22 protein-coding genes are annotated in these 25,305 nt (G+C 70.3%); 15 read left to right on the forward strand and 7 right to left on the reverse strand.

Annotation, left to right across the window (positions count from 1 at the left end):
• Positions 1-50: 50 nt before the first annotated feature.
• From ACP15J_RS10770 to ACP15J_RS10785, 4 genes are read left to right on the forward strand one after another with little or no spacing between them, the layout of a single operon-like run.
• Positions 51-1,511 carry a pyridoxal phosphate-dependent decarboxylase family protein gene (locus ACP15J_RS10770; RefSeq protein ID WP_424936987.1) on the forward strand — a complete coding sequence of 487 codons (1,461 nt, stop codon included), beginning with the start codon at positions 51-53 and terminating at the stop codon, positions 1,509-1,511.
• On the forward strand, positions 1,508-2,833 hold the full coding sequence (locus ACP15J_RS10775; protein WP_424936988.1) for a lysine N(6)-hydroxylase/L-ornithine N(5)-oxygenase family protein: 1,326 nt from the start codon (positions 1,508-1,510) through the stop codon (positions 2,831-2,833). The genes ACP15J_RS10770 and ACP15J_RS10775 overlap by 4 nt, the downstream gene beginning before the upstream one ends.
• Positions 2,830-3,414 (forward strand): GNAT family N-acetyltransferase, encoded by a 585-nt coding sequence (locus tag ACP15J_RS10780; protein ID WP_424936989.1) that lies wholly within the window; start codon positions 2,830-2,832, stop codon positions 3,412-3,414. The genes ACP15J_RS10775 and ACP15J_RS10780 overlap by 4 nt, the downstream gene beginning before the upstream one ends.
• Entirely contained in the window at positions 3,411-5,273 is a 1,863-nt protein-coding gene (locus tag ACP15J_RS10785; RefSeq protein WP_424936990.1) for an IucA/IucC family protein, read from the forward strand. The genes ACP15J_RS10780 and ACP15J_RS10785 overlap by 4 nt, the downstream gene beginning before the upstream one ends.
• 72 nt (positions 5,274-5,345) lie before the next feature.
• Here ACP15J_RS10785 and ACP15J_RS10790 read toward each other — a convergent pair whose 3' ends face one another.
• Entirely contained in the window at positions 5,346-6,173 is an 828-nt protein-coding gene (locus ACP15J_RS10790; protein ID WP_424980934.1) for a helix-turn-helix domain-containing protein, read from the reverse strand.
• 244 nt (positions 6,174-6,417) lie between these two features.
• On the opposite strand from ACP15J_RS10790, the gene dcd reads away from it, so the two are divergent.
• On the forward strand, positions 6,418-7,023 hold the full coding sequence (dcd, locus tag ACP15J_RS10795; RefSeq protein ID WP_424936992.1) for a dCTP deaminase: 606 nt from the start codon (positions 6,418-6,420) through the stop codon (positions 7,021-7,023).
• Positions 7,024-7,130: 107 nt separating this feature from the next.
• Positions 7,131-8,951 carry a trypsin-like serine protease gene (locus tag ACP15J_RS10800; RefSeq protein WP_424936993.1) on the forward strand — a complete coding sequence of 607 codons (1,821 nt, stop codon included), beginning with the start codon at positions 7,131-7,133 and terminating at the stop codon, positions 8,949-8,951.
• 503 nt (positions 8,952-9,454) lie between these two features.
• On the opposite strand, the gene ACP15J_RS10805 is transcribed toward ACP15J_RS10800, so the two are convergent.
• Positions 9,455-10,156: a hypothetical protein gene (locus ACP15J_RS10805; protein WP_424936994.1), complete on the reverse strand. Its 702-nt coding sequence runs from the start codon at positions 10,154-10,156 to the stop codon at positions 9,455-9,457.
• 402 nt (positions 10,157-10,558) lie between these two features.
• Between ACP15J_RS10805 and ACP15J_RS10810 the strand changes: the two genes are divergently transcribed.
• A complete protein-coding gene (locus ACP15J_RS10810) occupies positions 10,559-10,876 on the forward strand; it encodes a MarR family winged helix-turn-helix transcriptional regulator (protein WP_424936995.1) in 318 nt (105 codons plus the stop codon).
• A 154-nt stretch (positions 10,877-11,030) separates the two neighbouring features.
• Here ACP15J_RS10810 and ACP15J_RS10815 read toward each other — a convergent pair whose 3' ends face one another.
• Entirely contained in the window at positions 11,031-12,449 is a 1,419-nt protein-coding gene (locus ACP15J_RS10815) for an MFS transporter (protein ID WP_424936996.1), read from the reverse strand.
• Between the two features lie 78 nt (positions 12,450-12,527).
• Here ACP15J_RS10815 and ACP15J_RS10820 point away from each other — a divergent pair, with 78 nt between their 5' ends.
• Complete coding sequence (locus tag ACP15J_RS10820) at positions 12,528-13,304, forward strand: hypothetical protein (protein WP_424936997.1); 777 nt, start codon at positions 12,528-12,530, stop codon at positions 13,302-13,304.
• A 29-nt stretch (positions 13,305-13,333) separates the two neighbouring features.
• Here ACP15J_RS10820 and ACP15J_RS10825 read toward each other — a convergent pair whose 3' ends face one another.
• A complete protein-coding gene (locus ACP15J_RS10825) occupies positions 13,334-14,227 on the reverse strand; it encodes a serine protein kinase RIO (protein ID WP_424936998.1) in 894 nt (297 codons plus the stop codon).
• A 290-nt stretch (positions 14,228-14,517) separates the two neighbouring features.
• On the opposite strand from ACP15J_RS10825, the gene ACP15J_RS10830 reads away from it, so the two are divergent.
• The 5 genes from ACP15J_RS10830 (at position 14,518) to ACP15J_RS10850 (ending at position 19,186) form a co-directional block, all read left to right on the forward strand.
• The gene (locus ACP15J_RS10830) at positions 14,518-14,979 is read left to right on the forward strand and encodes a DUF3817 domain-containing protein (protein ID WP_424936999.1); all 462 of its coding nucleotides are present in this window, start codon (positions 14,518-14,520) and stop codon (positions 14,977-14,979) included.
• A 167-nt stretch (positions 14,980-15,146) separates the two neighbouring features.
• Positions 15,147-17,015 (forward strand): molecular chaperone DnaK, encoded by a 1,869-nt coding sequence (gene dnaK, locus ACP15J_RS10835; RefSeq protein WP_424937000.1) that lies wholly within the window; start codon positions 15,147-15,149, stop codon positions 17,013-17,015.
• Complete coding sequence (locus ACP15J_RS10840) at positions 17,015-17,647, forward strand: nucleotide exchange factor GrpE (RefSeq protein WP_424937001.1); 633 nt, start codon at positions 17,015-17,017, stop codon at positions 17,645-17,647. The genes dnaK and ACP15J_RS10840 overlap by 1 nt, the downstream gene beginning before the upstream one ends.
• Positions 17,648-17,689: 42 nt before the next feature.
• The gene (locus tag ACP15J_RS10845) at positions 17,690-18,676 is read left to right on the forward strand and encodes a DnaJ C-terminal domain-containing protein (protein ID WP_424937002.1); all 987 of its coding nucleotides are present in this window, start codon (positions 17,690-17,692) and stop codon (positions 18,674-18,676) included.
• Positions 18,677-18,742: 66 nt separating this feature from the next.
• Positions 18,743-19,186, forward strand: coding sequence for a heat shock protein transcriptional repressor HspR (locus ACP15J_RS10850; protein WP_424937003.1), 444 nt, complete (start codon positions 18,743-18,745; stop codon positions 19,184-19,186).
• A gap of 107 nt (positions 19,187-19,293) precedes the next feature.
• Here ACP15J_RS10850 and ACP15J_RS10855 read toward each other — a convergent pair whose 3' ends face one another.
• Positions 19,294-22,164, reverse strand: a complete 2,871-nt coding sequence (locus ACP15J_RS10855; RefSeq protein WP_424937004.1) for a fibronectin type III domain-containing protein — start codon at positions 22,162-22,164, stop codon at positions 19,294-19,296.
• Between the two features lie 271 nt (positions 22,165-22,435).
• On the opposite strand from ACP15J_RS10855, the gene ACP15J_RS10860 reads away from it, so the two are divergent.
• On the forward strand, positions 22,436-22,873 hold the full coding sequence (locus ACP15J_RS10860) for a DoxX family protein (RefSeq protein WP_424937005.1): 438 nt from the start codon (positions 22,436-22,438) through the stop codon (positions 22,871-22,873).
• A 10-nt stretch (positions 22,874-22,883) separates the two neighbouring features.
• Here ACP15J_RS10860 and ACP15J_RS10865 read toward each other — a convergent pair whose 3' ends face one another.
• Positions 22,884-23,144, reverse strand: coding sequence for a hypothetical protein (locus ACP15J_RS10865; RefSeq protein ID WP_424937006.1), 261 nt, complete (start codon positions 23,142-23,144; stop codon positions 22,884-22,886).
• Between the two features lie 152 nt (positions 23,145-23,296).
• On the reverse strand, positions 23,297-23,887 hold the full coding sequence (locus tag ACP15J_RS10870; RefSeq protein WP_424937007.1) for a hypothetical protein: 591 nt from the start codon (positions 23,885-23,887) through the stop codon (positions 23,297-23,299).
• A 186-nt stretch (positions 23,888-24,073) separates the two neighbouring features.
• Here ACP15J_RS10870 and ACP15J_RS10875 point away from each other — a divergent pair, with 186 nt between their 5' ends.
• Positions 24,074-25,303: a glycosyltransferase gene (locus ACP15J_RS10875; RefSeq protein ID WP_424937008.1), complete on the forward strand. Its 1,230-nt coding sequence runs from the start codon at positions 24,074-24,076 to the stop codon at positions 25,301-25,303.
• The last annotated feature ends 2 nt before the right edge of the window (positions 25,304-25,305 follow it).

Below are 25,305 nucleotides of genomic sequence, written 5' to 3' on the forward strand. Positions count from 1 at the left end.
AGATGCCGATCAGCAGTCCGGAAACGGGCAAACCCTAAGGAGTCGAACTGGTGCATGAGCTGCTCACCTCGTCCACGGCAGGTCTCTACCGCTCCCTCGTCGCGCAGACCGCCTCTCGCGTCGCTGCTCGGTTCGCCGACACGGCGCAGCCCAGCTCGTGCGCCTCGCGCGACGAGCTGCAGCGGCTCGTCGACGCCGTCGACCTCGCAGGCTCCGGAGTGGGCGGTCCCTCGGCGATCCGAGAGATCGACGAGCTCTTCCTCGCCCACGCGGTCTGGTTCCACCATCCGGCCTACGCCGCGCACCTGAACTGTCCCGTCGCTCTCCCCGCCGTGGCCGCGGAGAGCGTGCTCGCCGCGGTGAACCCCTCCGTCGACACGTACGACCAGTCCAGGGTCGGCACCCTCATGGAGCGCCGGCTGATCGACGTGGTCGCCGGCTGGATCGGGTTCGACGCGGGTGACGGCGTCTTCGCGTCCGGCGGCACGCAGTCGAACCTGCACGGTCTGTTCCTCGCCCGGGAGGCGGCGATCGCGAAGGCCAGGGGCCCGCGCACCCCCGTCCTTCCTCGGCTGGTCGTCTTCGCCACCGCCTCCAGCCACTTCAGCGTGGGGAAGTCCGCGCTGCTGCTCGGCCTCGCCGAGGACGCGGTGATCGAGGTGGCCGCGGACGGCGAGGGGCGCATGCGGCCGGAGGCCCTGGACGCCGCGATCGCCGTGGCGACGAGCGCCGGGCGGCTGCCGATGGCCGTCGTCGCGACCGCCGGAACTACCGACCGCGGCGTGATCGACCCGCTCCTGCCGGTCGCCGAGGTGTGCGACCGGCGCGACGTCTGGCTCCACGTCGACGCCGCGTATGGCTGCGGGCTCCTCGTGTCCCGCCGTCGGCGTCACCTGCTCACCGGCATCGAGCGCGCCCGCTCGGTGACGGTCGACTTCCACAAGAGCTTCTTCCAGCCGGTCTCCTCCAGCGCGATCATCGTGCGCGATCCCCGCGATCTCGCCGCGGGCGCCTGGCACGCCGACTACCTCAACCCGCTGGAGAACGAGGAGCCGAACCAGGTCGACAAGTCGTTGCAGACCACTCGTCGCTTCGACGCCCTGAAGCTGTGGGTGACGCTGCGTGCGATCGGCGCCGATCGCATCGGCGAGATGTTCGACGCGGTGATCGATCTCGCCGACGAGGTCGGGGGGATCGTCGAGGCCGATCCGGAGCTGGAGCTCGTGGGACGCACCCAGCTCAGCACCGTGCTGTTCCACGTCCGGCCGGAGGGCGCGGAGCCGCCGGCTCAGGACGCGCTCGTCGCCCCCGTGCGCCGGGTGCTGTTCGAGTCGGGGCTCGCCATCGTCGCGAAGACCGTGATCGACGGTCGCCCGTGCCTCAAGCTCACGCTGCTCAATCCCGAGACCGCGCTCGACGACGTGCGGGCGATCCTGGGTCTGGTGAAGGAGACGGCCACGGCGCTCGCCGGCATCGGCGGTCGCGTCGACCTGATCGGGGCGGACGCGTGAGCGAGCGGGTGCACGACCTCGTCGGCGTCGGCATCGGTCCCTTCAACCTCGGGCTCGCGTGCCTCGCGCAGCCGACCGGGCTGGACGCGGTGTTCCTCGATCGCGCGGACGGCTTCCGCTGGCATCACGGCATGATGATCGAGGGCGCGACGATCCAGGTCCCCTTTCTCGCCGATCTGGTGACGATGGCGGACCCCGCCTCGGAGTTCTCGTTCCTGAACTGGCTGAAGCACACCGGGCGGCTCTACCCCTTCTACATCCGCGAGAGCTTCTACGCCCTCCGCACCGAGTACGACGCCTACTGCCGGTGGGCCGCGAGCCGGCTGCCGAACCTCCTGTGGGACCACGAGGTGGTCGGGATCGCCTACGAGCCCGCCGGCGATCTGTACATGGTCCACGCCATGCGCACCGACACCGGCGAGGAGCGCACGATCCGGGCCAGGCACGTCGTGGTCGGTGTCGGCACGCAGCCCCACGTCCCGGTGGGGCTGCGCGACGTCGCCGGACGCGCGGTGCACAGCGCGGAGTACCTGGAGAACCGGGACGCGTTGCGGGCCTCCGGCTCGATCACGATCGTGGGCAGCGGGCAGTCGGCGGCCGAGATCTATCGCGATCTGCTCGACGGCGCCCGTGCCGACGGCTACCGGCTGGACTGGATCACCCGATCGCCCCGGTTCTTCCCGATGGAATACACCAAGCTCACCCTGGAGATGACGTCGCCGGAGTACACCGACCACTTCCACCGCCTGCCGCTCAGCCTGCGTCAGCGCCTCGGGCGGGAGCAGCGGAGCCTGTACAAGGGCATCTCCGCCGATCTCATCGACGACATCTACGACACCCTCTACCGGCTGAGCGCCGACGGCCCCGTGCCGACGACGCTGCTCACCGACACCGAGGTGACCGCGGCCGACTGGGATGGCGGCGGCTTCCGGCTGAGCCTCCGGCACGGTCAGCTCGACCAGCGTCACGAGCACCGGACCGCGTCTCTGGTCCTTGCCACGGGCTACGCGGCCGAGACGCCGCCGTTCCTCTCCGGGATCGCCGACCGGCTGGACCGGGACCTGCTCGGCCGGCTCGACGTCGCCCGCGACTACAGCGTCGACGGGGGCCGGGGCCGCGTCTTCGTGCAGAACGGCGAGGAGCACACGCACGGCCTCACCGCCCCCGACCTCGGCTTCGGCGCCTGGCGGAACTCCTCGATCCTCGCCTCGATCACCGGGCGCGAGGTCTATCCGATCGAGCGGCGCATCGCCTTTCAGGAGTTCGGCATCCCGCAGTCCTCTCGCCGCTCGTCCCGGCACGCCACGGAGACGGCCCGATGAGCGTCGCCGACCTCGACATCGCCCTCGTCGCGGCCTACCCTCGGCGCGACGCCGCGGTGCTGCACGCCTGGCTGTCCGATCCGCACGCGGCCTTCTGGGGCATGGGGGGGCTCGACCGGGCCGCGATCGTGGACTATCTCGACGGTGTCCTGGCCCACCCCGCGCAGCAGGCGTGGCTCGGCCTGGTCGACGGCGCTCCGACGTTCTACGCCGAGACCTACGACCCGCTGCGGGTGCTGCTCGCAGGCGTCCGCGACCTCGCGCAGGGCGACCTCGGCATGCACGTGCTGATCTCGCCCCCCGCGGGCGAGCCGCGGCACGGCCTCACCGACGCCGTCTTCGCCACCGTGATGGCATGGTGCTTCTCCGCCCTCGAGGCCGAGCGCGTGGTGGTCGAGCCGGACGTCCGCAACGGACGCATCCGCCGCAAGAACGCGCGAGCCGGTTTCGCCGAGCTCCGTGAGGTGACGGTCGCCGACGGCGGGCACGCCAAGACGGCCATGCTGTCGGTGTGCACGCGGGCGTCGTTCGCGGCGTCCGAGCTCAGCTGCCTGATCCGCCGCGAAGGAGGACGAGCATGACCGCCCCGTCGCCGCGCACCGCCACGCCTCCGGAGACTGCTGCGCATCTGACCCCCGGCGCGCTCGATCGGGCGCAGCGCCATCTCGTGGCGAAGGCCGTCGCCGAGTTCAGCCATGAGCGCCTCATCACCCCTGAGCCGTGCGACGACGGCTGGCGGCTCCTGGTGCCGGCCGGAGACGTCGAGTACCGCTTCGCGGCGGCACGCCTGACGCTCGAACACTGGGTCGTCGATGAGGACAGCATCCGCCGGATCGTCGACGGGCACGACGCGGCGCCGGACGTCCAGGAACTGATCCTGGAGCTCCAGCCGCTGCTCGGGCTCTCGGACGAGCTCCTGCCGATCTATCTGGAGGAGCTCGCCTCCACGCTCGCCGGGGCGATGTTCAAGATCGCCAGGGGAGGCCCGACGGCGCAGGCCCTCGCGGACGCCGACTTCCAGACCGTTGAGACGGCGATGACCGAGGGACACCCCGTGTTCGTCGCCAACAACGGCCGCATCGGCTTCGGGGTGTCCGACCACGCCGCGTTCGCCCCGGAGTCCGGCCGCCCGTTCCGCATGGTCTGGCTCGCCGCCCGACGATCGGTCTCCCACCTGGCTCTCGGCGCCGGGCTGGACGCGGAGACGCTCCTCCGTGGTGAGCTGGACAGCGCCGAGCGGGCCCGCTTCGCCTCTCGCCTCCGGGACCTGGGCGAGGATCCTGCGGACTTCCACCTGCTGCCGGTGCATCCCTGGCAGTGGGAGAACCGGGTGACGATCACCTTCGCCCCCGACCTCGCCCGACGCGACCTCGTCCTGATCGGTGAGAGCGAGGACGAGTACCGGGCGCAGCAGTCGGTGCGCACGATGTTCAACGCCTCCCACCCGGAACGGCATTACGTGAAGACCGCGCTCGCGGTGCAGAACATGGGGTTCCTCCGTGGGCTCTCTCCTGCGTACATGCGGGTGACGCCGGCGATCAACGACTGGGCCGCCGATCTCGTCGCGGGCGACTCCACGCTGCGGGACGCCGGCTTCCGCCTGCTGCGCGAACGGGCCTCGATCGGATACGTCGGCGACGTCTACCACCGCACGCCCGAGCCGTCGGCTCATCGCAAGATGCTCGCCGCCCTCTGGCGGGAGAGCCCGGTTCCTCTCGTGTCCGGATCGCAGCGGCTGGCGACCATGGCCTCGCTCCTGCACCGTGACGCCGCGGGGGCGTCCGTGGCGACGGCGCTCGTCCGCGCGTCGGGGCTGCCGGCCGCCGAATGGGTGGGCGCCTGTCTGCACGCGTATCTGCGTCCGATCGTGCACTGCCTGCTCGCCCACGACCTCGCATTCATGCCGCACGGGGAGAACCTCATCCTGATCCTCGACGAGCATGTGCCGACGGGGGTGTTCATGAAGGACATCGGCGAGGAGGTCATGCTGCTCGCCGACCGCGCCGTGCCCGAGGAGATCCGCCGGATCATCTCGCCCGTGGACGACGAGGAGAAGGCGCTCGCGATCTTCACCGACGTCTTCGACGGCGTGCTGCGGCACCTTGCGGGGATCCTGCATCTGGACGGGACGCTGCCGGAGACGGAGTTCTGGCGGCTCGTGGCCGAGACGATCGACCGGCACGCGGCGGAGCACCCCGATCTCGACTCCCTCGTCGACCTGCGGGCCGACGCCTTCGCCCACTCGTGCCTGAACCGGCTGCAGCTGCGCAACACGCTCCGGATGGTGGACATCGCGAACCAGTCGGCCTCGCTCATCTACGCCGGCAGCCTGGAGAACCCGATCGGCCGCAGCCGGATCGACCCGTCGGCAGCCACGTCGGTGTTCACGCCTGCCGCTGCCTCGGCCCTTCCCTCCGCACCCGTGTCCGCGGGCGGGTGACGCGAACGCGGCGGCGGGCGTCGCGACGGCGGAGGCTGGCGTCGGCGGAGACCGGCAGAGATCGGCCGAGACTCAGCGCGGGTCCTCCCCGACCCGGTCATGGCTCTCGAGGCGCCTACGATCCCGATTGCGGCGAAGGCGGCGCGGGGTGTCCAGGGACTCCCGGGCGAAGCAGGCACGCATGGCGGTGGAGTCGGCGAAGCCGGAGCGCAGGGCGATCTCGTCCAGGGTGAGCCCGTCGGCGTCGGGATCGTTCAGCATCTCCAGCGCGAGATCCACCCGGGTGCGACGGAGGGTGCCGCGGGGTGAGCGGTCGTGCTCCGCGAACGCCCGTTGAAGATGCCGCTCGGAAAGGCCCAGATCGGCGGCGAGGGCCGCGACGCTGTACTCCTGGTCGGAAGCCTTGACCCGGATCAGCGCCTGTGCGCGCTCATAGACCCCTTCGCCCCGCTTCCGTTCGTCGGTGCCTGACGCCTCGACGATCATCCCTCTCGCTCCCTCGATCAGGAGGTGTTCGAGGACGTACTGGGCGGCGGCCGTCGGAGGCGGGCCGGTCCGGAGGCCGTCCGCGGTCGCGGTGAGCAGCCCGCGCAGCGAGCGGGTGAGGACCGTCTCTGAGACCCGTCGCGGAAGGGCGGCGCTGTTCTCTGCGGCCGCCTGGAGGGCGCTCCGTTCGGCCCAGAGCACGAGGCACGACCCCGCGTCGTCCCAGGTGACGCGCTCGGGTCTCCCTCGCTGCAGGAAGAACGGAGCGGGTGAGGCGGCGGCCTCCTCCCTGCCGAGGAGTACGCCGGCGTTCTCCGGGAACACGACGGCGACCGGTTCGGCCAGCCCGTACGCCGCCGACAGCGTCCCGGCCGCGCCCGGCCACGCCCAGCGGGCGGGTTCCGTCCAGACCATTCGCCGGATGACGATGCCCCTGCAGCGAAGGACGAATGCCGCAGGCTTGTCGGATGTCTCCTCGAAATGCCCGAGAAGCTCGCTGTCCTCGTGATCCACCTCGGCCCCCTCTCGCGCAGCGGCGGTCGCAATGCGCGATTTGGGGGACTGATCACGTTCTACCAGGCCTTCTCTGAGGAGAACCGGAGAGAGGCGTGGAGGAGAGGCCTCGGCATCCGCCGTGCCCGCGGTTAGGCTGGTGTCCGTGCTGCTCTCCGATCGGGATATCCGTGCCGGGCTCGATGAGGGAAGGATCGGGCTCGACCCGTTCGAACCCTCGATGATCCAGCCTTCGAGCATCGATGTGCGCCTGGACCGCTACTTCCGGCTGTTCGACAACCACAAGTACCCCTTCATCGATCCGTCTGAGGACCAGCCCGAGCTGACCCGCCTCATCGAGGTCGCGCCGGACGAGCCGTTCATCCTGCATCCGGGGGAGTTCGCCCTCGGCGCGACGTTCGAGCGGGTCACCCTTTCCGACGACATCGCCGCGCGTCTGGAGGGGAAGTCCTCGCTCGGGCGTCTGGGCCTGATCACGCATTCGACCGCAGGGTTCATCGATCCCGGTTTCACCGGCCACGTCACCCTCGAGCTCGCCAACGTCGCGACCCTGCCGATCAAGCTCTGGCCGGGGATGAAGATCGGCCAGCTGTGCTTCTTCCGCCTCACCTCTCCGGCGGAGAACCCGTACGGATCCGGTCCCTACGGCAATCGGTATCAGGGTCAGCGCGGACCGACCGCCTCGCGCTCGTTCCAGGGCTTCCACCGCACCGACGTCGGCGTGACCGACAGCGGCGCGATCGGCGGCTAGCTGTCTTCCGTGGCCGCGCTCTCTCGGCCCGGGGCTCCTCGTCGCCAGGAGCTCTGCGGTCGAGCCGCCATACGCTGACGATATGTCGTCGGTCCTACCGTGGCCGTATGAGACGACGAGGGTTGTGGACGGCCGGGTTCCTGGCTGTGGTGTTGGTCCTTCTCAGCGCCGTTCCGGCGCAGGCGATCTCGGGGGGCAGGGACTCGACAGAACCGTACTCGTTCATGGGGGCGTACAAGCCGGACCAGCCTGTGCCGCCGGGGCCGGGCGGCAACGGGTGCGGGGTCTCGCTGCTGGCACCGCAGTGGGCGCTGACGGCCTCGCACTGCATGAAGAACAACGATGCCAAGGCCGGGAGCCCGGTGGGATGGACGGTGCAGGTCGGCTCGTCCGACGTGACCTCGGGCGGGGAGACCGTCGAGGTCGAGAGATTCTTCCGTCTGGCGAGCAACAAGGAGGGCTTCTTCGGCAGGGACATGATGATGCTCCGGTTGCGCACTCCCGTGCAGGCGAAGCCCATCCCGCTTGCGTCGACGTCGCCGGCCGCGGGGACGCCGGGCCGTATCCTCGGCTGGGGCGACACCTGCGCGGAGGGCGACAGGTCGTGTGGCCCCGCCTATCCCACCCGGCTGCAGGAGGCGGACACGGTCCTGAGGCCGTTGTCCGATTGCCCGAGCGGCGGCGAGGGCGAGCTGTGCGTCGGCACGGCTGACGGCGGCCCGAGGGGAAAGGCGGGGAACGCGGACTCCGGAGGCCCTCTCGTCGTTCGAGAGGGCGGCGAATGGCGCCTCGCCGGCGTCCTTTCCGGTCCCGAGGAAGGGGCTGAGGGGATCGCCGGCCTCTACACCGATGTCACGCGATATCGAGCCTGGGTCTCGGACACCATGCGTGATTTCGAGAGCATCCCGGATGATCCGATCGACAACGGGATGAGAGGCTATCCCGCCCTGCGTGACTGCTCCTCATCGATCGTGCGCACCGAGTCCTCGGAGGACGACGACCCCGCTCTCCTCCTCACCAACGGGCACTGCGTGGCGGCGGTGGACAGGAGCATCGGGCGCCCGGCACCGGGTGCGGCGATCGTGGATCGCGCCCTCCCCGGCACCTCCGTGGCGATCACGGACGAGAAGGGGTACCGGATGACGAGTGCACCGGTCGACCGGCTGATGTACGCGACCATGACCGGCACGGACATCGCCGTCTTCCGGTTGGGCAAGTCCTATGCGCAGCTGACGGCCGAAGGGGCGAAGGTCCTCCGTCTTGTCGCGACCCCCGCTCTGGCAGGCGCCGCGGTGATGCTCATGAACACCGGAGGCGCGCCGATGGCCTGCACGGTCGAGGCCATCGTCCCGACGCTGCGTGAGGCCGGGTACGAGGTGAAGGACGCTCTTCGCTATGCCAGAAGCACGGCCTGTGAGACCTATCCCGGCACGTCGGGCTCGGCGCTCGTCGCCGGAGACGGGCTGACCGTCGTCGGCATCAACAGCACCAGCAACCGGGATGGCGCGCTCTGCGCGGAGGACAACCCGTGCGAGGTCCGTCCCGACGGGAGCGTGACGGCCATCGCCGGGCGGGGCTACGGCACGCAGACGTTCGGGATCGGTCAGTGCTTCGTCACGGGATCGCGGCTCGAGCTGGGCCGAACGGGATGCGCGCTCACCGGCGCGGTTCCCGCCCCGACGCCTGCGCCGGACCCGACGCCCGCTCCGGACCCGACGCCTGCTCCGGAGCCGACGCTGAACCCGACGATCGCACCGACGCCGTCGGCCTCCCGCAGCGCCTCCGGGACGCGCGCGGCGACGAGGCCCGACCTTGCCGTCACGGGCGGGGGCGTGCCCTGGCCGGCGATCCTCGGCGCCCTCGTCGTCGCCGGGGGTGGGACCTTCCTCGTCCTCCTCGCCAGGAAGCGATCCGGCCGCCGGGGGTAGTCGCCGACGAGCGTCGGACGCCGGTCGCCGCGGTCACCGGTCCTTCATCCGAACCGCGGACGATCCGGCGGACGCTGGTCCGGGTGCGGGATCGCCGCCGGGGCGAGGGTGGAGACATGACCACGACCGCCCCCGTCCCTGTTGCCGCTCCCGTCGCCGCGGCTCGACCGTCGTTCGGTCGGGGCGGGAGGAAAGGCCGGGTCGGCTCAATTTTCTCGGGTCGGCTCAATGCGGTCGGCTCTAGCGGTGAGATCGGCCCGACAGAAGTGCATCGATCCGACGAACTCGGGGACGATCTCGTCGCCCTGGGCGGTGAGCCGGATCTGGTGACGGATATGGACGTCGACGGACGCGAGGAGCCGCTCGACCGCTTCTGCTGTCCGCTCCCGCGCGGAGGCGGGGAGGGCGCGAGGGCGGCGGTCGAGCTCATGAGAGGACGAACCGGGCCTCGCGTCGGCTATTCCGTCGAGGCCCGGTTCGGGCGGGGCACACGCGTCCCGTGATCAGTCGTGAAGGTGGATGTGGAGGTGCCGGGCCCGGCCGTCGTGCGGTCCGAGGCCGTGACCGGGCATGCCGTGGCGGCCGTGATGCGCGCGGTGGCCGCAGCGTTCGCCGCTGCCGGTGTGACGGGCATCGCCGTGGTCGTGCGCGTGGCCGTGCTGACGGGTGCTGTCGGCGCCGAGCCGGTGTCCGCCATGGTGGTGCTCGTGGCGGGCGAACCCTCCGAAGTCGCGGCGATCGCGGCCGGTGCGAGGAAGGCGCATGCCCTCGTGCCAGCCGAGCTCACGGGCGACCTTCTCGAGCGAGGAGGTCATGACGGCGAACTCCTCGGGCTCGACGGCGGCGGCGACGCGGGCGCGGATGTCGTCGACGATCGAGCCCAGCCGATCCTTCGCCGCACGGCCCTCGTCGGTCGGGGTCCAGCCGTGGTCGTCGGGGGAGACCCAGCCGAGCTCCACGAGGCGGCGGAGCTTCTCCGCCCGGAGCGGCCGGCCGGCCGGCACGGTGCCGTCGACGAGGTTCAGGAGCCGCCAGTCGCGGCGGGTGATCCCTTCGCGCTCGAACGCGGTGGCGAACTCGGCGCGCAGGAGGCGGTCGACGGCGGTGATCCAGAAGCCGAACGGCCGCTCGGCGCCGTGGGAAGGGGCGTTCTCGGGAGCGACGCCGTCGGGGGTGTTCTCAGAGGCGGTGTTCTCGGTGGTCATGAGGTGATCCTTTGCTTGTCATATTGCATGTGAATGCAGTCTGACATGTAAATAGTTCTCATGTCAAGCAACATGTAAAATCGCCTCATGACCTCTGCGAACCATGACGCCCTGGCGGGCGGGGAACCCGATCCGGTGGAGGCGATCGCGGCGGCCCTGGGCCGTTTGCGCGGCCGCGGCCGCGGTCCCCACGGTCCCGGACCGCATGGCCACGATCTCCCGCACGAGGCGCCGGGAAGACACGGCGGCCGACGGGGGGGCTCGCACGGTTCGCACGCGGGTGCTCACGGCGGTCTGCATGAGGTGCCTGGTCGCGACCGCGGTGATGGGCCACGGGTGGGGCGGGGTGGCTGGCGGAGTCCGTGGGGGGGAGATCCCGCCGGGCGGCACGGCGCACCGGCGGTGTTCCGTATGCTCGAGGCGCTCGCGAAGGAGGACCTCAGCGTCAGCGCCCTGGGCGAGGCGATCGGCGTCGATCAGCCGCGTGCGTCCCGCCTCGTGCAGCAGGGGGTCGAGCACGGATGGGTGCGCAGGGAAGCGGATCCGGACGATGCCCGTCGCACCCGGATCGCCCTGACGGACGAGGGGGGGAAGCTGGTCCGCGGCGTCCGCGGTCAGCGGAGAGAGCTTCTGGGGCAGGCGCTCGAGGTGTTCTCGGCGCAGGAGCGGACCGAGCTCGCCCGGCTCCTCACCAAGCTCGCCGACAACTGGCCTGCCTGAGCTCTCCCGCTCGGCTCACTCCCTCTGCCTCGCTTTTGTCGGTCGGATTAAGTTCGTCGGGCCGATTCGGGCCTCCGAGCCGACAGACGTGAATCGGCCCGACGGCACGAGATTGCCTCGGCAGAGGTCTCGACCGGGGGGGCTGGCCGAGCGATCAGGAGATCCGCTCGCGCACCGGGAGCAGCAGCAGGAAGCCGAGGAGCAGCACCAGGACGATCCCGAGGATCCCGAAGGCCGTCGCGCTCGTGGCGACGATGAGGACGGTCCATGCGCTCGATGCCATCCAGCTCGCGGCGCGTCCGGTCGTCGCGTAGAGCCCGAAGATCTCCCCTTCCCGGCCGGCGGGGGTGACGCGGGCGAGGAAGGAACGTGACGCGGCCTGGGCGGGCCCCACGAACGCGCAGAGGATCAGCCCGCCGATCCAGAAGACCGTCTTGCCCGCGTCCACCAGCAGGAACACCGCGACGCCCGACAGCACCATCGCGGCGAGCGAGGTGAGGATGACGCGCTTGGGGCCGAAGCGGTCGTCGAAATGGCCCGCGATGATCGTCGAGACCCCCGCGATGAGGTTGGCCGCGACGCCGAAGATCATGAGCTCCAGGAACTCGAAGTGGAACACGGTCTTGGCGATGACGGCGCCGAATGCGAACACGCCGGCGAGCCCGTCGCGGAACACCGCGCTGGCGAGGAGGAACCAGAACGTCGGCCGCGTGCGCGGCTCGCGGGCGAGGCCCACGACGTCCCGGACCAGGACGACGTAGGACGCGAAGAAGCCGACCTTGCGCTCGGGCCGGCCGAGCGAGGGCTCGGGGACGTTCAGGAAGATCGGGATCGAGAAGACGATCGCCCACAGCGCGCAGCCGAGCGCGATGAGCCGGAACGGCAGCCCGCCTTCGGCGGACAGCCCGAACCACCCCGACGTATAGAAGACGATCACGAGGACGAGCGCGACGATCCCGCCGATGTAGCCGAAGCCCCAGCCGAGGCCGGAGATCTTGCCCACGGTCCGTGGCGTCGCGATGCCGATGAGCATGGCGTTGGAGTTCACCGCCGCGATCTCGCCGAAGACCGCCCCCGCCGAGATGAGGGCGACGCCCAGCCAGAACAGCGGGGGCGACGGCTCCACGAACCACAGCCCGAGCATGCAGAGGATCAGTGCGCCGGTGCCGATCCCCAGCCAGAGGCGCTGCCGCCCCGCCGCGTCCGCACGCTGACCGAGCACGGGGGCGATGAGCAGGATCGCGATCCCGGCGATGGTCGAGCCGAGCCCGAGCCCGCTGGTGAGGTCCGCGATCGCGGCGACCTTCGCGGGGTCCCCGTCATCGAGGGCGGCGACCGAGGCGGGGAGGAAGGCATCGGTCGTGAGGTAGAGGGCGGTGAAGACGAAGGTGAGGATGACGGTGTTGAACGGCTGCGTGGCCCAGTCCCAGAGCGCCCAGGAGTAGATCTGCTTCCTGGTCGCCGGCTCCTCGCCGCGCAGGTCGAGCCCGACGACGGCGACCGCGCCGCTCGTGGCCGTCGCTGACGGGTGCGGATCGCCGGCAGGGGAGCCCGGACGCTCTGGCGTGCTCATGCCCGAAGTCTGGCCGTGCCGGGTGAACGACAGGTGGCGGCGCGCCGGAGGACGGCCGGCGATCCGGTAGCGTCGGGCATGCCCGAGGCCGTGCTGTTCGAGGGCGAGAGTGATCGCCTCGCCTTCGAGGCGGCTGCGCGCGTGCGCGGAGCGACCGTTGCCGCGGAGCGCATCGTGCTCGGCGGCATCACCAACCTCCGTGCCGCGCTCGTCTCGCCGGAGCTCGCGGAACGACGGGTCTTCGTGCTCTACGACGTCGCCGAGCGCCGTTACGTCGCAGGGGCGCTCGCCGAGGCCGGGACGCTGCCGCCGGTCCCGGCCTCGGCTCCGGCTCTGTCCCCGCCTCCGGCTCTGTCCCCGCCTCCGGCTCTGTCCCCGCCTCCGGCTCTGTCCCTGCCGCCCGCCCCTGCCGCGGTCTCGGCCGCGGCCCCGGCGACCGTGCCGGGCCACGACGGCTCGGCCGGCGGTCCCGGCTCCGGCGGCGGTCCCCGTTTCGGCGGCGGTCCCGCGGGCGGAGGCGGTTCCGCGGGCGGCGCGCCCGGGGCCGCGGACGACGCCGTGCTGGAGGCCCTCGGCTGCTTCGGGTGCGACCGCGATCTGGAGGACGAGGCGATCCGCGCCGCCGGCGCCGAGACCGTGCTGGCGACGCTGGAGGCCAGGGCGGAGCTCGACCTCTTCCGCGTCTTCCAGGGGCAGCCCGCGCAGCGCGGGCGTCCGGTGGAGGCGCAGCTGCACCGTTTCGCCGGGACCGCGGCCGGGCGCAAGGCCCGCTTCGCGGCCGACGTGATCGCCGCGCTCCCGCCCGCCCGGATCCCTCCGCCGCTCGCGCGCCTGCTCGACGCCCTCGACCGCTGACCCGCCGCGGCCCCGCTCCCGCGCAGGCCTCAGCCGAAGGACTCCGCCACGAGCTCCGCGAAGAGGTCCTCCGGGTCGCACGCGATCCGCTGCCGGCTGAACCAGGCGCACACGTTCACGCAGTCGCGGTGCAGCAGATCGAGACCCTGCGGATTGGCGACGGTGTCGATGATCTGCGGCAGGTCGATCACGATCACGCGCCCGTGATGCACGAGCAGGTTGTACGGCGAGAGGTCGCCGTGCGCGAGCCCGGCCCGAGCGAAGACGCGCATGATCTCGACGACCTGCGCGAAGGAATCGGCGAGATCTGTCCGGTCGTGCCGGGCCTGGGCGAGTCGTGGTGCGGCGATCCCGTCCGCGCCGATGAACTCCATGAGAACCTCGGTTCCGCTGACCTGGACGGGGTAGGGGACGGGCGCGCCGAGCTCCCACATCCGGCGAAGCGCCTCGAACTCCGCGAAGGACCACTGCGCGGCCGCGACGTCTCGTCCATGCGTGGACTTCCGTGCCAGCGCGCGAGCGTCGCGGGAGTTCCGGGTGCGTCGTCCTTCGGAGTAGACCGCCGAACGGTGGAAGTCGCGGTGCTCCGTGCCGCGGTACCGCTTGGCTGCCAGGAGCGAGCGCTGCGCCGGTTCCCCGGGAACTGCGCGTTCGAGGAGGAAGACGTCCGCCTCCTTGCCGGTCTTGAGGATGCCGAGCTCGGTGTCGACGGCGCCGGCCGAGGTCACGACCCAGGGCGGCCGTGGCTCGGGGCCGCGTTCGGTCGGGGTCGAGGCGGGCCAAGTGGACCAGCGCTGGCCGTCGGCGAGCTCGACGTCGGCGAAGGCCAGGCCCTCCGCGTCCGGGTGTGGCTCGGACGCGGAAGACGACGGAGAGGACGGGAGAGGGGAGAAGGCGTCGGACGACGCGAAGGAGGATGTCACGAGAAGGGCTCCGGGAGTGCGGAGGCCGCTCGTGCGTGCGGAGCGGCCTCGTCAGAGAAGGGGATCGGCGAAGGGCGCGACAAAGACGGTGTTCATCGTTCGCTCCTTCCTCGGATCCCGGGGCGCTTCCCGGTGTCCGCCGATTCTATGCGCCATCCGGCGGGCTGTCGACCGGTCGGCGGGACCGCGTCCTCGCCGTGCCGCGGCCGCTCGGCTCGCGCCGGGGCGCGAGAGAGGGCAGAGTCATAGGCGGGAACCATACGCTGACTGTGTCGATCCGAGGAGAGCCTGTGTTCACGACGCCCGCCCGCCTGTTCCGCGTCCTCGCGATCGCGGAGGCGATCACCTGGACCCTGCTGATCGGCGCGCTGATCGCCCGTGCGGCCGGAGGCGTCCCGGTCCTCGTCACGATCGCGGGCGGGATCCACGGCTTCGTCTTCCTCTCCTACGGTGCGATGGCCGTGCTGCTCGCGTTCCACCAGAGGTGGCATCCCGGGGTCGCGGTGCTCGCGGTGGCGAGTGCGATCGTCCCCTACGCCACGATCCCGGTGGAGGTCTGGCTGCACCGCACCGGCCGCCTCGACGGGGCATGGCGGCTCGCCGAGACCGACGATCCGCGCGACCGCACGTGGTACGACCGCACGATGCGGTGGTTCCTGAGGCGGCCGTGGGTGCTGGCGCTGCTGATCCTCCTCGCGGTCGTCCTGCTCTTCGTAGTGCTGCTCCTCATCGGCCCGCCCGGGGGTCGTTGACGCTCACGCCCCTCCGAAGTTGAGTCCAGGCGCCTCAACTTTCTTGACAGCTCCGCCAGGCTGCCCTATCCTTGAGTCATCGCGACTCAGGTTTCCGGAGGGGCAGGGACCCCGGGTCGTCCGCAGACTTTCCAGAACCCACGAACAGCCTCACGAAGGAGAAACACATGGCACGTGCTGTCGGTATCGACCTCGGTACGACCAACTCGGTCGTCAGCGTCCTCGAGGGCGGCGAGCCCAAGGTCATCGCCAATGCCGAGGGCTTCCGCACCACCCCCTCGGTGGTCGCCTTCACCAAGGACGGGGAGGTGCTCGTCGGCGAGACCGCCAAGCGCCAGGCCGTCACCAACGTCGACCGCACGATCGCCTCGGTCAAGCGCCACATGGGAACCGACTGGTCCTTCGACGTCGACGGCAAGAAGTGGACGCCGCAGGAGATCTCCGCGCGCATCCTCATGAAGCTCAAGCGCGACGCCGAGGCCTACCTGGGAGACACGGTGACCGACGCGGTCATCACCGTCCCCGCCTACTTCAACGACGCCGAGCGCCAGGCCACCAAGGAGGCCGGCGAGATCGCGGGCCTCAACGTCCTGCGCATCATCAACGAGCCCACCGCTGCGGCTCTCGCCTACGGTCTCGACAAGGGCAAGGAGGACGAGCTGATCCTCGTCTTCGACCTCGGCGGCGGGACCTTCGACGTCTCCCTCCTCGAGGTGGGCAAGGACGACGACTTCTCCACGATCCAGGTGCGCGCCACGGCCGGAGACAACCGTCTCGGCGGCGACGACTGGGACCAGCGTCTCGTCGACTACCTCATCAAGCAGTTCAAGGACTCGACCGGCGTCGACGTCTCCGGTGACAAGATCGCCCTGCAGCGTCTGAAGGAGGCCGCGGAGCAGGCCAAGAAGGAGCTGTCCTCCTCGACCTCGACCAGCGTCAACCTGCCCTACCTCTCGCTCACCGAGAACGGCCCGGTGTCGCTGTCCGAGACGATCACCCGCGCGAAGTTCGAGGACCTCACCAAGGACCTCCTCGACCGCACCAAGAAGCCGTTCGAGGATGTGATCCGCGAGGCCGGCATCAAGGTCGGCGACATCGCGCACATCGTGCTCGTCGGCGGATCGACCCGTATGCCCGCCGTCGCCGATCTCGTCAAGCGCGAGACCGGCAAGGAGGCCAACAAGGGTGTGAACCCGGACGAGGTCGTCGCGGTCGGCGCGGCCCTCCAGGCCGGCGTCCTGAAGGGCGAGCGCAAGGACGTCCTCCTCATCGACGTCACCCCGCTGAGTCTCGGCATCGAGACCAAGGGCGGCATGATGACCAAGCTCATCGAGCGCAACACGGCCATCCCGACCAAGCGCAGCGAGACCTTCACCACCGCCGACGACAACCAGCCGTCGGTCGCGATCCAGGTCTTCCAGGGCGAGCGCGAGTTCACGCGCGACAACAAGCCGCTGGGCACCTTCGAGCTCACCGGCATCGCCCCTGCTCCTCGTGGCATCCCGCAGATCGAGGTCACCTTCGACATCGACGCGAACGGCATCGTGCACGTGTCCGCGAAGGACAAGGGCACGGGCAAGGAGCAGTCGATGACCATCACCGGCGGCTCGTCGCTCAGCAAGGACGACATCGACCGGATGGTGCGTGAGGCCGAGGAGCACGCGGCCGAGGACAAGAAGCGCCGTGAGTCGGCCGAGGTCCGCAACCAGGCCGAGACCCTGTCGTACTCGATCGAGAAGCTCATCTCGGAGAACGAGGACAAGCTCCCCGAGGACGTGAAGACCGAGGTCAAGGCCGATGTCGACGCGCTCAAGACCGCGCTGGCGGGCGAGGACGACGAGGCTGTCAAGGCCGCGTTCGACAAGCTCAACCAGTCGCAGACCAAGCTCGGCGAGGCGATCTACGCCCAGTCCCAGGCCGACGCCGCACAGGGCACCCCGGCTGGCGACGGCGCTCCCGAGGGCGGCTCGTCCGCCCCCGAGGAGGACGTGGTCGACGCCGAGGTCGTCGAGGACGAGGACGAGAAGAAGAAGTAATGACGGCCAAGGACTTCGACGAGAACGACAGCGTTCCCGCTGAGGGCCAGGGCGAGGGGTCGGAGGCTCAGGCCTCCGGCCCCGCGCCGCAGGGGCCCGGCGCGGAGGACGCCACGGTGAACGACGTGACCGAGGGCGAGGAGCTCACGGTGGACGACATCCTGAACGCCGCCCAGAGCGCGGATGCCGCAGCGGGCGACGACGCGATCGTCGACGCCGAGAACGCGCTCCTCGGCGACCTCAAGCGCCTGCAGGCGGAGTACGCCAACTATCGCCGGCGCACCGAGGAACAGCGCGTCGTCGAGGTCGAGCGGGCGAGGGGTGAGGCCGCGAAGGGCCTTCTCCCCGTGCTCGACGACCTGGCGCGCGCCGAGCAGCACGGCGACCTCACGGAGGGGACCCCGTTCGCCGTGATCGCCGAGAAGGTCCGCGGCGTGGTCGAGCGGCTCGGCGTGGTCGCCTACGGTGCGGCGGGTGACGAGTTCGACCCGCAGCAGCACGAGGCCATCTTCCAGCAGCCCACCCCCGGCGTCGAGAAGACGACGATCCTCGAGGTCGTCGAGGTCGGCTATCGCCTGGGCGAGGTCGAGCTGCGACCGGCCAAGGTCGTCGTCGCCGTCCCCGCCGAGTGACGGCGCAGGACCGGATGAGGGTGCAGAGGAGCGAGGTGATCGATGGCTAGCCAGGACTGGCTCGACAAGGACTTCTACAAGGTCCTCGGTGTCTCCAAGGACGTCTCCGACGGCGATCTGAAGAAGACCTACCGCAAGCTCGCGCGAAAGTACCACCCCGATTCGAACCCCGGCGACAGCGCCGCAGAGGCGAGGTTCAAGGAGATCAGCGAGGCCTATGCCGTGCTGAGCGACAAGGAGCAGCGCGCGGAGTACGACCAGATCCGGGCGATGGGTGCCGGCGGCGCCCGCTTCACGGCGAGCGGCGGAGGCAACGGCGGTTTCGAGGACGTGTTCAGCGGCTTCAACCGGGGCCGCGGTCAGAACGCCGACTTCGAGGACATCTTCGCGATGTTCAACCAGGGCGGCGGGGGCGGCTCCTTCGGCTCCGGTCGGTTCGGGCAGCCCTCGGGCGGGTTCCGAGGCTTCGGCGGACCGCAGCGCGGCGCCGATGTCACTGCGCGCACCACGCTGGACTTCCGCACCGCCGTGAAGGGCGACACGATCACGCTCCAGGGCGAGGACGGCAAGCCGTTCAAGGTGAAGATCCCTGCGGGAGTGGCCGACGGGCAGAAGATCCGGCTGCGCGGTCGTGGTCGTCCGTCGCCGGACGGCGGCGAGAGCGGCGACATCGTCATCTCGGTGACCGTGCGTGCGCACCCCGTGTTCACCCGTGACGGGCTCAACCTGCGCATGACGGTCCCGGTGACCTTCACCGAGGCCGTGCTCGGCGCGACGATCGAGGTGCCGACACTGGGCGGCGAGACCGTCAAGCTCAGGGTCGCGCCAGGAACGCCGTCCGGTCGGGTGCTGCGTGTGAAGGGGCGCGGCGTGACGAGTGCCAAGGGGACCGGGGATCTGCTCGCCCAGCTCGAGGTCGCCGTCCCGACGCATCTCGACGAGGCGGCGAAGGAGGCGCTCGCGCGTTTCCACGAGCTCGAGCCCGCGGAGAACCCGCGGGCCGACCTCCTTTCCCAGGCGCGGGGCTGATCGCGATGCGTCCGTCCGGGCAGGCTCTGCGATGACATCGGAGGTGACGACGTGAACGAGGGGCGGATGGACGCCGACACCCCGGTGTTTGCCATCGCCGTCGCGGCGGAGCTCGCCGGCATGCATCCGCAGACTCTGCGCCAGTACGACCGCATCGGCCTCGTCGTGCCCGGTCGTACGCGGGGCGGCTCGCGCCGGTACTCGACTCGCAACATCGAGCAGCTGCGTGAGGTCGCCCAGCTCTCGAGCGAGGGCATGAGCCTGCCCGCGATCGCGCGGCTGCTCGATCTCGAGGACGAGACCCGTCGCCTGCGTCGCCGGGTGGCGGAGCTCGAAGAGGCGCTGCGCGTCGAGCGCGCGAGCCGTCCCGGGGTGCGCATCTTCGCCGCGGGGACGACCGGCCAGGTGGTCACGGTCCCGTCCGGGCGCCGGATCCGCCGATCCACCGAGGTGGTGCTGTGGCATCCGCGGATCGCCCCCGCCGGCGATCCCGACGACACCGACCGCTGACCGTCGCCGGCGCTCTGGAGTGGGCGGACGGGCGAGACCGCAGCCGCATCGGCAGACGGGCTGGGGGAGTAGGCCGTCTCTGCGTGCCGATGCGACCCCGGGCGCCGTCACGCCAGCGGGATGCTCGTGCAGCGGGAGTGCGGATCGAGCGACCTGTTCGGCTCAGGCAGACACGGACGAGGATCGGTCATCGGGTCCCAGGGCTCGCCGGTGTCGAGGGGGATGGCGTTGGTCATGGGGAGGCCGTGCACGGCCAGGAGGTATTCGACCCACTGACGGATCTGCGGTCTCGTGAGCACCGTGTCGAAGCGAAGGACCTCGGCGATGTCGACGGCAGAGGTCAGCGTCTCGCCCGTCGTGTCCTGAACGGCACCGATGGTCATCCACGGGGCGGACTCGAGCGGCGCGCTCGCGGTGACCAGAGGCGCCTCCGAAGCGGGGTCGTAGAGGAGCTCGTTGTAGGGGGTCTCGACCGGATCGCCGCCGAGGCAACGATTGATCTGCCCGGAGGCGAAGCGCCGATTGAACGGAGTGCGCCATTGTGTGACGAAGACCTTCCACGGGCCGACGCCGATCGTCGTGTGGACGGTGCGGCCGCGGAGCGCGGAGTCACGGCCGGCGTCGCCGGCGGGATCCGCGAAGCGGATGTCCAGACCCTGATGGCTCACGCGCGAGTACGGCCCGTATCCGACCATGGCGCCGGAGGCGTCGGCGTTCGCGATGAACGCGGATGCGCTGTGATCGGTCATCCGGGCCACGGTCAGCACGGTGAGTCCCTTCGCCGAGGTCCCGGCGGCCGAGGGAACCACGAGTCGGGACACGTCCGCTCTGCTGAAGCGAAGCGCCGGTGATCCGTTGGGTCCGTCGGCGATGAGCCGGGGGCGGGAGTCGGTGCCGTTGAACCAGCCGTTGCTCGTCGGCGCCTGGAACGCGATCGCGGCCTGTCTGACGCCGGTCGGATCGGCGATCGACGAGGTCCACGTGCCGATGGAGTCGAGCGCTGTGCGCCCTGCGAAGTCATCCGTTCGGAACCACTGCGTCGGTGTGGTGGAGGTCGGGGTGGGAAGTGCGCGCGTCGCCGCCGTGGCGCTGACCTTCACCACGTTCGATGCGATCGATGCGCCATGGGCGGTCTTGGCGTAGATCCAGTACCAGTAGTCGGTCCCGTTGGGGCGCAGGAGGTCGATGCCGCCCCGGATGTAGGAGCGTTGTCCCATGCCCGTCCCGCCGCGCGCAGGGTCGGAGTGAGTGGCGGAGCGATAGAGGGAGAAGCCGGTGATCGGCGAGCCGCCGTCGGAACGAGTGATCCAGCTGAGATCGATGCGCCCGTCGAACCCACGGGCGGACAGCAGCGGCGCCTCGGGAGCCTTCGGGCGTCGAGCGAGAGAGGAGACCTCCGGGATCGTGACCTCCCAGACCTCCGCATCCTGCGTGCCGGCCGAGTAGGTGGGGTAGAGGCGGACGACGCCGTCGCGCTCGAGCCCTTCGGGGTCGATGTAGGCGCCGGTGATGCCGGGGCGAGGGAACGCGGGGGAGCTCTCGATGACGTAGGATCGCCAGGCATATCCGTCCTCGCTGGTGAAGAGATATGTCTTGCTGAATCCCGCCGGCGTGTTGCCGCCGCCGTGTGTGGCGCAGGCGACGACGACGATCGTTCCGGACTTGGTATAGGCGAGCGTCGGATCGCCGACGTTGTTCCATCGGGAGACGGCGTCGTTCGGCATCTCGGTGTTCTGGAGCAGCTTGGTCCTCGTCAGCACGCCGGTCTGAGGGTCGAGCGTCGCGGCCCACAGGGAGCGGTGCATCCTGACGTTCTCGTTGAGGCCGGGGAACTCGTCGGGATTCGCCCACGCGGCGACGACCACCGGGTGCCCGTTGGCCGCGACCCCGACCCGGGAGAGCGTCGCGTTGTAGTTGTAGTAATAGTCGTCTTTGGTCTGGTCATAGGGCGGCGCGGGGAAGACCACGTTGACGTTTCCTGGCCCCGCGGGGCCCGTCGGCCGGAACAGCTCCTCGACGACGGCGTTCGTCACGGGGTTACGCCAGGTGTGCCCTCCGTCGTCGGAACGCATCAATGAGATGTCGCGACGGGGCGACCCGGTGCGGATGTTCGGAACGCCCTGCTGGGTCCCGCTGATGACGAACTCCGGAGCGCACCACATGGTCGGGGGCTGGTCGGCGCCCGCCGGCGCGGAGAACGCGATCTCATGGCCGTAGCCGCCCGTGGAGCGGTCGTTGAGACCGTCGCCGAGGCCGTCTCCGAGGGGGAGCGTGCCGGGGCGGTCGACCCGTCGGAAGATCTGCCGATCCTCATCCCAGCGGTACAGGATCGCCTGCCACTGACTGCCGCGGGCGAGAAGGTACGTCGCGCCCGAATGCGGGTCGCGGAAGAAACGACGATACGAGCTCGAGTCCCCCTGTCCCGTCAGCGAGGGGAGGAGGGTGAAGGAGGAGACGTCGTGCTTCGCGTCCGAGGCGAACAGCTTGATGCCGGTCGAGATGCTGGGAAGCGGGTGGGTCGCCGCCGTCGCGAGAACCGTGCCCCGATCCGTCACCGTCACGCTCCCGCTCGCATGGCCTTGGTTGTCGTGGGCGTGGGGGAACACGCCCAGCTGGGTCACCGTTCCGTCGGCAGGAGTGCCGCTCTTCGGATAGCGGATGACCACGCTCATCGCGTCGAGATCGGTGACGGGCAGGGAATCGGCGACGTAGACCGCGTCGGCGTCCGACCAGATGGGCGTGTAGAAGGAGATCGACTGTATGACCCGCTTGCCGTCGAGCGCGGGAACAGCCGACTTCACGATGGCCGACGGCGGAAGCGTCGCGGGGGGAGCCACCGACGCGGTGACGGTCCGTGCACCGAAGGCGTTGGCCGGCTCGGCCTCGAGACAGCCGACCGTGATCATGCCCCCGGTCAGTCCGGCGACCGCGAGAAATCTTCTTCGACTCAGCGCATGCGACGCTTTCGAGGCCGGCATGATCAGGAAATTATCAGGGTTCGCGGTACGGGAGTCGGCCTGATCCAGGGATTGTTCGCAAAATGATCGCGACAGTGCTCGGTTATGCGCGAGCGGTTTCGGAAAGGAATGTCCGCGCGGCATGGTCTGACGACGGGTGCGCCGCCCGCGTCATATTTGGACGCTGTTCAGACAGGACATAAGTTCTTTTCCGTACGGTGGACGCCCCGGGGGCTCTCGCTCCCGCGCCCGCGCCCGACGCGGTGTCCTGCAACGAAGGAGCCCTTTCCTCATGTCGACCACCACCACCGGCCGTCCGTCTGCGTCGTTCGGACTGTTGATCCTGCGCGTCGTCGTCGGCGCGATCTTCGTCGCTCACGGTGCTCAGAAGGTCTTCGAGTTCACCATCCCCGGCACCGTCCAGGCGTTCGCGGGGATGGGGGCACCGCTGCCCGAGGTCGTCGGCCCCTTCATCGCCTTCCTGGAGCTGATCGGCGGGCTGCTGCTCGTCGTCGGGCTCCTCACGCGGCCCGTCGCGCTGTTGCTTGCCGTGGACATGGTCGGGGCGATCGTCCTGGTCCACCTTCCCGCCGGGCTCTGGGTGAGCAACGGCGGATACGAGTTCGTGGCGCTCCTCGGTGGCGCCTCCCTCGCCCTCGTGTTCACCGGCGCGGGGGCGTTCGCGATCGACCGTGTCGTGCTGCGGGGACCTGTCCGGGCGCTGGCCTGAGGTCGCGGGCTCAGGGCGAACGCCAGATACGGACCGCCAGGTTCGTCATCTCCCTGTCGAGGTCGTCGGCCTTGTCCTCCATGCGCGCGAGACGCATGTCCACGGCATCGATCCGGGTGTGGACCTCGCCGAGCATGCCGTGCATCTCGCCGCGGGTCCCGCTCAGCTCGGCACGGATCACGCGGTTGAACTGTGCGGTGACGAGAGCCATCCCGCCGAGCACGGCCGCGGCGAACACGCCGATGAGGGTCCAGCTCTGGCGTTCGTCCATGTCGTCCTCCGGTCTCGACTCCTTCGAGCATGGCCGGGACGACCGTCGTGGGGGCCCTCCCGGTGGGATCTGTGGACAGCCTGTGACGCCGCGAGGCGGTGCAGGAGACGGTGACGCAGAACGGAGAGACCGGGAGAGGGACTCCCGAGGGGTCAGGCCGGAGGCAGGCGAAGGACGGGACCGGACTCGCCGATCGTCATGTCGCCGGCCGTGCGCAGCGTCCGGGCGAGGTCGTCCACGGCGCCGATCACCGTGCCGAACCGCTCGCGGTCTCCGCACACCGCCTGGAGCGTGACGAGATGCGTCCCGGTGTCCCAGGTGTAGGTGGCGAACGGGGGCGACTGCGGGGAGGGCGGGATCGGGACGACGAGCTTCTCTCCTGCCCCGAGATACGGGGTGCGGAAGTCCTCGGTGTCGTCGTACTCCATCGGCATCATCGCGCGGGCGGCGCGCACCTGCGGGGTCAGCTCCTGCGCGGATGCCATCGCGACGATGAGCTCGGGTTCCGCCCGCCACGTCCACACCAGGACACGCCCATCGGCCTTGCGCATCAGGAACGGCGTCGCCTGGCTCACGGCCCAGGCGGCGAAGCCCGAGCCAGGACGAGCGGCCGCGCCCGCCGCCGTGTTGGCCTGCCCCAGGAGCATCCGGATCGCGGCCTTGCGGTGCCGGCGGCCGCGGAAGCCCAGGGAGCCGGTCACAGGGAGCCAGAGGTCGGGGTCGGCGTCGGCGGTCAGGCGCATGCCCTCACGGTAGCGGCGGATCATGGGAATGCGCCGACGATCGCTGTCGTGCGAAGCGACAGGACGCGGCCGGGATCCGACGTGCTCCGGAGCGGTGCCGGGGCGGCCGAGGGCGCCTCAGGTAGAGTGGCCTCCGCCCGACCCCGGCAACGTTTCCCTGACCGAGGCCCAGAAAAGGCAGCACACGTGACTCCTCCCGACGACCGCTCGACCTCGGCCGATCCCGAGCCCCAGGCCGTCTCCGCCGCAGCGCCGCTGACCATCCTCCTCGGCTGCGACACGTTCGCCCCCGACATCAACGGCGCCGCGCGCTTCGCAGAACGGCTCGCCGCCGGCCTCGTCCAGCGCGGCCACGACGTGCACGTCGTCGCGCCGAATCAGGCCTACCGCACCGCCCGTGCCCGCACCGAGGTGATCGAGGGCGAGGCGATGACGCTGCATCGCCTGCCGTCGGTGCGCTGGCCTCCGCACGACTGGCTGCGGTTCGTCTGGCCCTGGCGCTCCAAGCACTACGCACGCAAGGTGCTCGACGAGGTCAGGCCCGACGTCGTGCACATCCAATCGCACATCGTGATCGGGCGTGGTCTGTCGCGCATCGCGCATCGGCGTGGCATCCCGGTGATCGCCACGAACCACGTGATGGCCGAGAACATCCTCGACCACACCACGCTGCCGGAGTTCCTCAACCGCCTCTTCGTCCGGCTCGCCTGGGGCGACGCGCAGCGCACCCTCCGCCTCACCAGGGCGATCACGACGCCGACGCGCAAGGCCGCCGACTTCCTCGAACGCACGATCGACGTCGGCGAGGTGATCCCGGTCAGCTGCGGCATCGACCGTTCGCAGTACGAGCCGATGATCGCGCCGCGCGAGAAGAACCGGATCATCTTCGTCGGCCGGCTCACGGCCGAGAAGCAGATCGACGTGATCCTCCGTGCGATCACCACGCTCGACCCGGGGCTGGACGTGTCGTTCGACATCGTCGGCGGCGGCGACCAGCGCAAGAGCCTGGAGAACCTGACCCGTGAGCTCGGCCTCGGCGACCGGGTCGTCTTCCACGGGCGGATCTCGGACGTGCAGCTGCGCGCCCTGTACTCGCGTGCCTCGGTGTTCGCGATCGCGTCGATCGCCGAGCTGCAGTCCATCGCCACGATGGAGGCGATGGCCTCGGCGCTGCCGGTGGTCGCCGCCGATGCCGTCGCGCTTCCGCATCTCGTGCACGACGGCGAGAACGGCTACCTGTTCCCGCCCGGTGACGTCGGCGCCCTCGCCGACCGTCTCACCCGTGTGCTGACCGCGGATCCCGCCGAGTACGAGCGGATGCAGCGCGCCTCCCTCGACGGCGTGATCGTGCATGACATCACGCGCACCCTCGACACGTTCGAGGCGTTGTACCGCGGCGAACCCCTGCCGGAGTAGCC

The sequence above is a fragment of the Microbacterium sp. S308A+ genome, from assembly GCF_049800815.1.
Taxonomy (GTDB): Bacteria; Actinomycetota; Actinomycetes; order Actinomycetales; family Microbacteriaceae; genus Microbacterium.